This is a genomic window from Sinomonas sp., assembly GCF_051955515.1.
Lineage (GTDB): Bacteria > Actinomycetota > Actinomycetes > Actinomycetales > Micrococcaceae > Sinomonas.
This window is the reverse complement of the sequence record NZ_JBQCGQ010000245.1, coordinates 1-9,568: the sequence shown is the minus strand read 5'-3', so window position 1 is coordinate 9,568 and position 9,568 is coordinate 1. Positions and strand designations below refer to the sequence as shown.

General features: G+C 69.6%; 10 protein-coding genes and 1 tRNA gene. 10 read left to right on the top strand and 1 reads right to left on the bottom strand.

Annotated features, from left to right (window positions below):
* Positions 1–239: 239 nt before the first annotated feature.
* The 7 genes from ACTHL9_RS14655 (at position 240) to der (ending at position 7,153) form a co-directional block, all read left to right on the top strand.
* Positions 240–1,139 (top strand): ParA family protein, encoded by a 900-nt coding sequence (locus ACTHL9_RS14655; protein WP_440520025.1) that lies wholly within the window; start codon positions 240–242, stop codon positions 1,137–1,139.
* On the top strand, positions 1,126–1,998 hold the full coding sequence (locus ACTHL9_RS14650; protein ID WP_440520024.1) for a segregation and condensation protein A: 873 nt from the start codon (positions 1,126–1,128) through the stop codon (positions 1,996–1,998). Before ACTHL9_RS14655 ends, ACTHL9_RS14650 begins: the two co-directional genes overlap by 14 nt.
* Positions 1,988–2,539: an SMC-Scp complex subunit ScpB gene (scpB, locus tag ACTHL9_RS14645; RefSeq protein ID WP_440520023.1), complete on the top strand. Its 552-nt coding sequence runs from the start codon at positions 1,988–1,990 to the stop codon at positions 2,537–2,539. Before ACTHL9_RS14650 ends, scpB begins: the two co-directional genes overlap by 11 nt.
* 143 nt (positions 2,540–2,682) lie before the next feature.
* The gene (locus ACTHL9_RS14640; RefSeq protein WP_440520022.1) at positions 2,683–3,690 is read left to right on the top strand and encodes a pseudouridine synthase; all 1,008 of its coding nucleotides are present in this window, start codon (positions 2,683–2,685) and stop codon (positions 3,688–3,690) included.
* Positions 3,691–3,693: 3 nt separating this feature from the next.
* Entirely contained in the window at positions 3,694–4,794 is a 1,101-nt protein-coding gene (locus ACTHL9_RS14635) for a prephenate dehydrogenase (RefSeq protein ID WP_440520021.1), read from the top strand.
* Complete coding sequence (cmk, locus tag ACTHL9_RS14630) at positions 4,776–5,576, top strand: (d)CMP kinase (protein WP_440520020.1); 801 nt, start codon at positions 4,776–4,778, stop codon at positions 5,574–5,576. The genes ACTHL9_RS14635 and cmk overlap by 19 nt, the downstream gene beginning before the upstream one ends.
* 41 nt (positions 5,577–5,617) lie before the next feature.
* Positions 5,618–7,153, top strand: coding sequence for a ribosome biogenesis GTPase Der (der, locus tag ACTHL9_RS14625; RefSeq protein WP_440520019.1), 1,536 nt, complete (start codon positions 5,618–5,620; stop codon positions 7,151–7,153).
* 90 nt (positions 7,154–7,243) lie between these two features.
* On the opposite strand, the gene ACTHL9_RS14620 is transcribed toward der, so the two are convergent.
* The gene (locus ACTHL9_RS14620) at positions 7,244–7,366 is read right to left on the bottom strand and encodes a hypothetical protein (RefSeq protein WP_440520018.1); all 123 of its coding nucleotides are present in this window, start codon (positions 7,364–7,366) and stop codon (positions 7,244–7,246) included.
* Positions 7,367–7,542: 176 nt separating this feature from the next.
* Here ACTHL9_RS14620 and ACTHL9_RS14615 point away from each other — a divergent pair.
* The 3 genes from ACTHL9_RS14615 to ACTHL9_RS14605 all read left to right on the top strand — a co-directional run bounded on the left by ACTHL9_RS14615 (position 7,543) and on the right by ACTHL9_RS14605 (position 9,227).
* A tRNA-Pro gene (locus ACTHL9_RS14615) sits at positions 7,543–7,619 on the top strand.
* Between the two features lie 179 nt (positions 7,620–7,798).
* Entirely contained in the window at positions 7,799–8,038 is a 240-nt protein-coding gene (locus ACTHL9_RS14610; RefSeq protein WP_440520017.1) for a helix-turn-helix transcriptional regulator, read from the top strand.
* A gap of 4 nt (positions 8,039–8,042) precedes the next feature.
* Complete coding sequence (locus ACTHL9_RS14605) at positions 8,043–9,227, top strand: tyrosine-type recombinase/integrase (protein WP_440520016.1); 1,185 nt, start codon at positions 8,043–8,045, stop codon at positions 9,225–9,227.
* The last annotated feature ends 341 nt before the right edge of the window (positions 9,228–9,568 follow it).

Below are 9,568 nucleotides of genomic sequence, written 5' to 3'. Positions count from 1 at the left end.
CCCCCCCGGGGGGGCGGCGTGGGTCGGCCCCCTTCCCGGTCCCCCCGCCCCTTTGGCGGGTTTTCCCCCCCCCCACGGGTGCGGCCGCAACGCGTGCGGGGGAAGAAACCTTTAACCTCTAGTTGAGGGTAAAGGCTCACTTCAGCGGAAATGTCAAGGTCCACGGGAAGGATGTCGTCCCTGTGTAGGCTGGGGACTCAGGAAGCCGCAGTCAGCGATTCGAAAGTGTGGATGGATAAGTGAGCACAGAGCAGAGCGCAGCGACTCTGGACAGCATCACGGAAGACCTCACCGACGTCGTGCTGGGCCCCACTGGCCGCCCGGAGCGCGAGTACGCGGTGCCTGCCCCACTGGCATCCCACGGCCCGGCGCGCATCATCGCGATGGTCAACCAGAAGGGCGGCGTGGGCAAGACCACCTCGGCCATCAACCTCGCTGCCGCGCTCGCCGACTACGGGCGCCGAGTGCTCATCGTGGACTTCGACCCGCAGGGCGCTGCCTCCGCTGGCCTGGGGACCAATCCCCATGAGCTCGACCTCACGGTCTACAACGTGATGATGGACCGCCACGTGGACATCCGCGACGCGATCCGCCACACCGAGATCGAGAACCTCGATCTCCTGCCCGCCAACATCGACCTCTCGGCCGCCGAGGTGCAGCTCGTCACCGAAGTGGCGCGCGAGCAGGTCCTCGCGAGCGCACTCCGGAAGGTCGAGAACGACTACGACCTGGTGCTCATCGACTGCCAGCCCTCCCTCGGACTCCTCACCGTGAACGCCCTCTCGGCCGCGCACGGCGTGATCATCCCGCTCATCTGCGAGTTCTTCGCCCTGCGCGCGGTGGCCCTCCTCGTCGAGACGATCGAGAAGGTCCAAGACCGACTCAACCCGCGTCTCGTGGTCGACGGCGTCCTCGCCACGATGTACGACGCCCGCACTCTGCACAGCCGCGAGGTCCTCGCCCGCCTCATCGAGGCCTTCGGGGACAAGGTCTTCGACTCGGTCATCAAGCGCACCATCAAGTTCGCGGACGCGACCGTGGCGGCCGAGCCCATCACGCGCTACGCCGCGAACCACGCCGGTGCAGAGGCGTACCGGAGGCTCGCGCGCGAGCTCGTGGCACGCGGTGGAGCACCCTAGCCAGCCGCCCGAGGGGGAGAGCGGCTCTGCCTCCGGCTTCGAGGTCCGGCTAGAGAACTTCACGGGGCCGTTCGATGCGCTCCTGAGCCTCATCTCCAAGCGGCGGCTCGACATCACCGAGGTTGCGTTGGCCACGGTGACCGATGACTTCATCGCCTACATCCGTGCCATGCAGGTGCGCGGCGAGGAGTGGGCCCTCGATGAGGCGAGCGAGTTCCTGGTCATCGCCGCCACCCTCCTTGACCTCAAGGCTGCTCGGCTGCTGCCCCAAGGCGAAGTCGAGGACGAGGAGGACGTGGCCCGGCTCGAGGCCCGCGACCTCCTCTTCGCTCGGCTGCTCCAGTACAAGGCCTTCAAGGAGATCGCCGCGATCTTCGGGGAAACGCTCGAGGCCGAGGGCCGGCGCTTCCCACGGGCCGTGAGCCTCGAGCCCTCGTTCGCCGCGCTTCTGCCGGAGCTTGTCTGGCAGCACACTCCCGAGCAGTTCGCCGCCCTCGCGGCGAAGGCCTTCGCGCCCAAGGAGGCTCCGCCGTCGGAGGTCGGACTGGCCCACCTCCATGCCCCGCCCGTGAGCGTGCGGGAGCAAGCCGCCATCATTGGCGCCCGGCTTCGGGTCGGAGGGGCCCAGACGTTCCGGGCACTCACGGCGGACGCGGAGTCGCGGCTCGTTGTGGTGGCGCGCTTCCTTGCCCTGCTCGAGATGTTCCGCGATCGCGCGGTCGCGTTCGACCAGGCAGCGCCCCTTGGGGAGCTCAGTGTGCGCTGGACCGCGGGCCAGGACTGGACCGCCGAGCGGCTCAGCGAGGAATACGACGACGACGAACCGCAGGAGGAACGGGAGGAGCAGCATGCAGGGTGACCGGAGGGGCGCCGCGCTCGAGGCGGTGCTCATGGTGGTGGACCAGCCCGTGAGCTCCGCCGAGCTCGCCGCCACCCTCGAACTTCCCGAACCGGAAGTCGAGGAGCTGCTGAGAGGGCTGGCGGCAGAATACGATGCTGCGGGGCGCGGATTCGAACTGCGGTCGGTTGCCGGAGGGTGGCGGTTCTACTCGCGCCCCGAGTTCGCCGACATCGTGTCCCACTACGTCCTCGAAGGCCAGACCGCGCGGCTCACCCAGGCCGCCCTGGAGACCTTGGCCGTCATCGCCTACCGCCAGCCCGTCCCTCGTTCGAGGGTGGCCGCGATTCGCGGTGTCAACGTCGACTCGGTGGTGCGCACCCTTGTCTCCCGCGGGCTCGTGGAGGAGGCCGGGACGGATCCGGAGTCGGGAGCGATCCTGTACCAGACGACGTCGTACTTCCTTGAACGCCTGGGAATCGGATCGGTCGCGGAACTCCCGCGGCTCTCGCCCCACCTGCCGGGGCTTGACGAGCTGGCGGCGATGGAACTCGAGCGGTGATCGAACTCGACGGGTGGGGGAGAGCTGGCTCACGTCGGTCCGAACCGGGATCGGACTATCCGGTATCGTTGATGGGGGCCATTCGGGCCCCTGCCCGCGGGAAGCGGGCCGAGAATCTCCAACCACATACTTGAGGCCGGGTCATGACACAGGCGGGACGCCAGGGTTCACCAAGCAACAAGGGGCCGCGCGGCACCCAGAAGAACAACGCAGGGGCGCGCGGAAACTCCGCCCGCGGAGGCGCGAAGGGCGCTCCCAAGGCATCGCAGCGCAAGCGCGGCGAGCGGCCGCAGGCCAAGGGATCAGGCGCTCCCTTCGCCAACGAGCGCTTCGGCCGCAATCTGGGCCCCGTGCGCGACAGCGCCAGGCGCACTCCGACGCCGCTGCCGCCCCACAAGCCGCGCACTCGCGAGCAGATGAACGAGGACGGCGTTCGCCTCCAGAAGGTCATGGCGAACGCGGGAGTCGCCTCGCGCCGCGTATGCGAAGAGCTCATCGAGCAGGGCCGCGTCGAGGTCAACGGGCAGATCGTCACCGAGCTCGGGTCGCGCGTCAATCCGGAGGCTGACGTCATCCATGTGGACGGCGTGCGGGTCCAGACGAACGAGAGCCTCGTCTACATGGCCTTCAACAAGCCTCGCGGCGTGGTCTCCACGATGGACGATCCCGAGGGCCGGCCCTGCATCTCCGACTACCTCCGCCCCGGTACGCCCGAGCGGCTCTTCCACGTGGGCCGGCTGGACACGAACACCGAGGGCCTGCTCCTCCTGACGAACGACGGCGAGCTGGCCAACCGCTTGACGCACCCTTCCTATGAGGTGCCCAAGACGTATGTGGTCCAGGTGCGCGGTCCGATGCCGCACGGTGTGGGCGCTCAGCTGCGCCGCGGCATCGAGCTCGAGGACGGCCTCGCGAAGGTGGACTCGTTCAAGCTCGTCGATTCGACCCCCGGCTTCGTCCTCGTCGAGGTCGTGCTGCACTCCGGCAAGAACCGGATTGTGCGCCGGATGTTCGACGCCGTCGGCTTCCCGGTGCAGCGGCTCGTCCGCGCCAAGATCGGGCCGATCGGCCTCGGCGACCAGAAGCAGGGCACCGTCCGGAAGCTCGGCAAGCAGGAGGTCGGGCATCTCATGGCGGCCGTGGGGCTCTAGCCAATGCCAGCAACCCACTTGGCGGGGCCCGTCGTCGTCATCGGCACCGGGCTGCTCGGGACGAGCATCGGTCTCGGGCTCGAGCACCGGGGCGTTCCGGTGTTCCTGGAAGACCCTTCGCCGACGAACCAGGCCGTCGCGGTCGACATCGGCGCGGGTCGCCCCGTGTCTGAGATCGAGGCGAACCCGGGGGTGCAGCCGCAGCTCGTCGTTGTTGCCGCGCCGCCGGACGTGACGGCCGACGTCGTCGAACGCTCGCTCACGCGGTGGCCACGCGCCGTCGTCGTGGACATCGCGAGCGTGAAGTCCGGAATCCTCGCCGAACTCCGCACCCGCAGCGTTGATCTCTCCCGCTATGTGGGCACGCACCCGATGGCCGGGCGCGAGAAATCCGGGCCGGTTGCGGCGCGTGGTGAGCTGTTCACCTCGATGCCGTGGGTGGTGTGCGCCCACGGGGCGGCGTCGGAGGACGCGCTGCGGCTCGCCAAGGCGCTCGGGGCAGACCTCGGCGCGGTCGTACTGGAGTTCGACGCGGACGAGCACGACGAGGCGGTGGCCCTGGTGAGCCACCTGCCGCAGGTCATGTCCTCCCTTCTGGCGAGCCGGCTGCAGGGAACCGACCTGCGGCTGCTCTCGCTGGCCGGAAACGGGCTGCGGGACACGACCCGCATCGCTGCGAGCGATCCCGGTCTCTGGGTCCAGATCCTCGGGGCGAACGCGGACAAGCTGGTGAAGCACCTGTACGGTGTGCGTGAGGACGTCGAACGGCTCATCAACACGCTGGAGGCCCCCACGGCGCCCGGGGCGCGGCTCGATCTGGCGCAGCTCATGAGCGAGGGCAACGCGGGCCAGGCACGCATCCCGGGCAAGCATGGCGGGCCGCCGCAGGCGTTCGCCTGGCTGACCGTCCTCGTGGACGACCGGCCGGGGCAGATCGCGAAGCTGCTCACGGAGATCGGCGAGATTGGGGTCAACCTCGAGGATCTCCGCCTCGACCACTCGTCGGGGCGGAACGTGGGCATGGTGGAGATCTCCGTGCTGCCGAGCAAGCACGACGAACTGGTAGCTGAACTGGAGGAGCGGGGATGGCGGGTGTTGCAGTGACGGACTCTGAGCGCAGCTCGGGAATCAACGCCGAAAGCACGGCGCGGGGCACGAGCGTGCGCTACACCCCGCTGCCCGGGCACGAACCGCTGCGGGTTGGGCGGCCGCTCGTCGTCGCGATCGACGGGCCCTCGGGCTCGGGCAAGTCAAGCGTGTCCAAGGAGGTGGCCCGCCGGTTGCGGCTGGCGTATCTCGACACGGGCGCCATGTACCGCGCGGTCACCTGGGACTGCCTCCACCGCGGGCTCGATCTCACCGACAGCGCGCTCGTGGAGGCCTCTGCCCGCACGCTCGAACTGGAGCTCAGCACGAGTGCCGACTCCGAGCGCGTGCGGGTGCACGGCCACGACGTGACGGCGGAGATCCGCGAACCGAAGATCTCCTCGTCCGTGAGTGCCGTCGCCACCAACCTCGGCGTGCGCGACGAGCTGATCCGCCGCCAGCGCGCCCTCATCGCCGCCCACGGCCGTCGGATGGTCGTCGAGGGGCGGGACATCACGACCGTCGTCGCGCGCGATGCCGAAGTGCGGATCCTGCTGATTGCCTCGGAAGAAGCGCGCATGCGCCGTCGTGGCCTGCAGCTTGGCGGCACCCAGAGCGCGGAAGCCCTTCACCAGCAGGTGGTCGAGCGGGACCGGAAGGACTCCACCGTGGCGAGCTTCACCCAGGCCGCCGACGGCGTCTACACCATCGACTCCTCAGATCTGGACTTCGAGGAGACCGTGAGCGCGGTCCTCGAGGTCGTCCACGCGGCGGTTGCCGCACCCCCGGCCCGTCACTGAAGCACGTGCGGGCCGCACAAGCATTAAGGAGAACCCACCCCATGAGCGAAGCCACCGGCGACATCGCCGCAGAGGACTACGAGCCCGAGGGCAGCGATCAGATCGCCGAGCACCTCGCGGAGATGGGCGACGACGAGGCCGAACGGCGCGCCGCCGCCCTCCGTGCCGGACTCGACGACTACGAGCTCGACGAGGATGACGCGCGCCTTCTCGCTGAAGGGGGCGAGGAGTGGGACGCCGACACCCCGACTCGCATGGACCCGGTCCTTGCGATCATCGGGCGCCCGAATGTGGGCAAGTCCACTCTCGTGAACCGCATCCTCGGGCGCCGCGAAGCCGTCGTCGAGGACGTGCCCGGCGTGACCCGCGACCGGGTCTCCTACCCCGGAGAGTGGAACGGGCGGAAGTTCACGCTCGTGGACACCGGAGGGTGGGAGCACGACGCACGAGGCATCCACGCGTCCGTCGCCGAGCAGGCCGAGATCGCGGTGAGCATGGCGGATGCCGTGCTGTTCGTCGTCGACTCGACGGTCGGGGCGACCGCCACGGACGAGGCCGTGGTGCGGATGCTGCGCAAGGCGAAAAAACCCGTGCTGCTGGTGGCCAACAAGGTCGACGACTTCGCGCAGGAGTCCGACGCAGCGGTCCTCTGGGGCTTGGGCTTCGGCCAGCCCTACCCCGTCTCGGCGATGCACGGCCGCGGCGTGGCTGATCTTCTGGACGCCGCCATGGAAGTCCTTCCGGAGTTCTCGGCGATCGCCGGGCTCGAACGTTCCGGTGGTCCGAGGCGAGTGGCGCTCATCGGTCGCCCCAACGTGGGGAAGTCATCCCTCCTGAACAAGCTCGCCGGCTCCGAGCGCGTGGTGGTGAACGAACTCGCCGGAACCACGCGCGATCCCGTCGACGAGTACATCGAGCTCGGCGGCCGGGTGTGGCGGTTCGTAGACACCGCCGGCATCCGCCGTCGCCAGCACATGGCCAAGGGCGCCGAGTACTATGCCTCGCTTCGGACGCAGGCCGCGCTCGAGAAGGCGGAGGTCGCCGTCGTCCTCCTCGGCGCAGACGAGGTGCTCGCTGAGCAGGACGTGCGCATCATCAATCTGGCGATCGAATCCGGGCGCGCGCTCGTCATCGCGTTCAACAAGTGGGACCTCATGGACGACGAGCGGCGCCGCTGGCTCGAGCGCGAGATCGAGAAGGATCTCGCCCACATCGACTGGGCGCCCCGCGTGAACCTCTCGGCGAAGACGGGGTGGCACCGCGATCGCCTCGTTCCGGCGCTCGACAAGGCTCTCGCCGGCTGGGACACCCGCATCCCCACCGGCAAGCTCAACGCCTTCCTCGGCGAACTCGTGGCGGCCCACCCGCACCCTGTGCGCGGGGGAAAGCAGCCGAGGATCCTCTTCGGCACGCAGGCTCAGAGCCGGCCGCCGAAGTTCGTCCTCTTCACCACCGGCTTCCTCGACCCCGGCTATCGCCGCTTCATCACGCGTCGGCTTCGCGAGACCTTCGGTTTCGAGGGGACACCGATCGAGATCAGCATGCGCGTCCGCGAGAAGCGGTCCCGGAAGAAGTAGAAGCTACACCTCGACGGGCGCGGGCTCGTTGCGGTGGCGGCCGACGGCGATGAGCACCGCGCCTGCCACGGCTCACCCGGCGAGCACGAGCTAGGGGAGCAGCGAGTCCGCGGACGGGAAGTAGGAGAGGTTCCGGAGCACGACGACGGCGGCGCCGAAGCGCGACAGCTCGCGCCCGCCGTCGTCGGCCTCATCCAGGGGGACTTCGTGCACGTCGCCTCGCCGGCGGAGGCATCGAAGAGCGATATTTCGACTCCGCCCGCGCCCTGCTCCGGACCCTGTGGGCCAAGGCTCGCCAGGGGCCCGTCGATTCGCGATCGGACCGCTCCTCGTATATGCTGAAGCGGTTGCTTGAACGGGCGCGAACAGCGAGAACGGGCAGGCACTTTCGGGCTGTAGCGCAGCTTGGTAGCGCACTTGACTGGGGGTCAAGGGGTCGCAGGTTCAAATCCTGTCAGCCCGACCACGAGGCCGCGGAAACCCAAGGGTTCCCGCGGCTTCTGCGTTGGTGAGATTTGAACCGGCCATCTAATACCCATCTAAAACCCCTCCCGGAGGGGGCTCTCGCGGCCCCGGCGTTCGGCTCGAAGGTGTTGTTCGCAGACCCTCCCGGTTGGCCCGGGATGCCCGGCGCACCTGCCGGGCATGACTGCTCCAGCATCCCTCCCGCAGCCTCTGCCCGGCCTGCCGCCGCTGCTCGACATCCGCGAGCTCTCGGCATATCTGGGCGTCCCGGTCTCGACGATCTACGACTGGCGCGCCCGGGGGCTCGGGCCCCGCGCGTACCGGTTCGGCAAGCACCTCAAGTTCGCGGTGGCCGACGTGACCGCCTGGATCGAGGCGCAGCGCGACCCCGCGCCGTCGTCGTCGCCGGGTCGGCGGTGAGACGGTGAGCCGCCCGCGCCTGACGATTGGCACCTACGGCGAGGTCACCACCCGCCGCCGCCCGAGCGGCCTGGTCGAGGCCCGCACCCGCTACCGGGACTGGGACGGCGTCGTGCGGCTCGTGCAGGCTAGCGGCGAGAGCCCCGCGGCCGCGACCCGCGTCTTGAAGGCCAAGCTCGCCGAACGCAACCTGCTCGCCCCGACCACCGGGACGTTGGCGCCCGACAGTCCCTTCCCCGACCTGGTCGAGTACTGGCTCGAGGACATCGACCTCGAGGGCCGGCTAGCGACCGCGACCCGCCAGCTCTACGAGCGCGACGTGCGCACCCTCGTGCTCCCCGCGTTCGCCGGGCTCACCCTGCGGGAGATCGGCGTCGCCCGCTGCGACCAGTTCCTCAAGCAGCTCGCGAAGCAGTCCTACGCCAAGGCCAAGCATGCCCGCGTCGTGCTGCGGCTCGCCCTCGCCCTGGCCGTCCGGCACGAGGTGCTGCCCCGGAACCCGGTGGACCACGTCTCCCGCCTGCACCGCCCCGCCAGGGCCCCGGACGCGCTCACCCCGGCGGAGGTCAACGCGGTCCGTGCCGCGATCGCCTACTGGGAGGCCGGCCGATCGCCCTCCGGGCCCAGGCCGGACGGGCAGCTCGGCGCGATCGTGGAGGTCATGCTCGGCACCTCCGCCCGGATCGGGGAGGTCCTGGCCATCCGCCGCCGCGACATCGACATCGCCTCGGCCCCGCCCTCGATCCGGATCACCGGAACCATCGTCAGCCACCGCGGCGCGCCGACCATGCGGCAGGACCACCCGAAGACGGCGAAGTCCCGGCGCACGATGGCAATCCCGGCGTTCGCCGCCGAGGCTGTGCGGCGCCGGCTGGCGAGGCTGGAGGACCCGTCGCTGGACGCCCTGCTGTTCTGCCGCAGGGAGGGGACACCGCTGACGACGAACAACGTCCGGCGCCAGCTCCGCCATGTGATGGACCTGGCCGGGATCGCCGGGGTGACCCCGCACATGTTCCGGAGGACCGTCGCGACGGTGATCAGCGCCCAGGCCGGGGTCGAGCTCGCCGCCGAGCTGCTTGGCCACACGGACCCGAAGATCACCATCCAGCACTACATCCGCCGCAACGAGATGGTGAACCCGGCCACCGCCGAGATGCTCGAGCGCGCCTTCGCGAAGGACGAGCCGTGATCTTCCCCGGCCGCCTGTCTGCGTGCGACGCTGGGCGGGCGGAGCGACACGTGACGAGAGCGGCGGCCGACCGGAGGACTCGGACCGTATCCGCAATGTGGGGGACTCGTGGGACGGGATGCGCAGAACGGTGCCACAGTCTCCCAGCAGGTGTAGCAGGCGGTGATCTGTACGGTGATGAGGGCGGCCGGGCCAGCCAAGTTCTTGGGATTGGAAGCGCCGGGCCAGGAAGATGTTGACGAGGGAGGCGTTGGCGATTTTTCGGTGCGCCCGGGCGGACCACACGGGACGCGGGCATCGTCGTGCTGCGGTTGGGATCGCACGGTGCCGCCACCGTGGCG

Bases quoted from the DNA above. Each gene is read 5' to 3' on its own strand.
- scpB (WP_440520023.1), top strand. From the start codon at position 1,988: ATGCAGGGTGACCGGAGGGGCGCCGCGCTCGAGGCGGTGCTCATGGTG.
- ACTHL9_RS14640 (WP_440520022.1), top strand. From the start codon at position 2,683: ATGACACAGGCGGGACGCCAGGGTTCACCAAGCAACAAGGGGCCGCGC.
- ACTHL9_RS14635 (WP_440520021.1), top strand. From the start codon at position 3,694: ATGCCAGCAACCCACTTGGCGGGGCCCGTCGTCGTCATCGGCACCGGG.
- cmk (WP_440520020.1), top strand. From the start codon at position 4,776: ATGGCGGGTGTTGCAGTGACGGACTCTGAGCGCAGCTCGGGAATCAAC.
- der (WP_440520019.1), top strand. From the start codon at position 5,618: ATGAGCGAAGCCACCGGCGACATCGCCGCAGAGGACTACGAGCCCGAG.
- ACTHL9_RS14610 (WP_440520017.1), top strand. From the start codon at position 7,799: ATGACTGCTCCAGCATCCCTCCCGCAGCCTCTGCCCGGCCTGCCGCCG.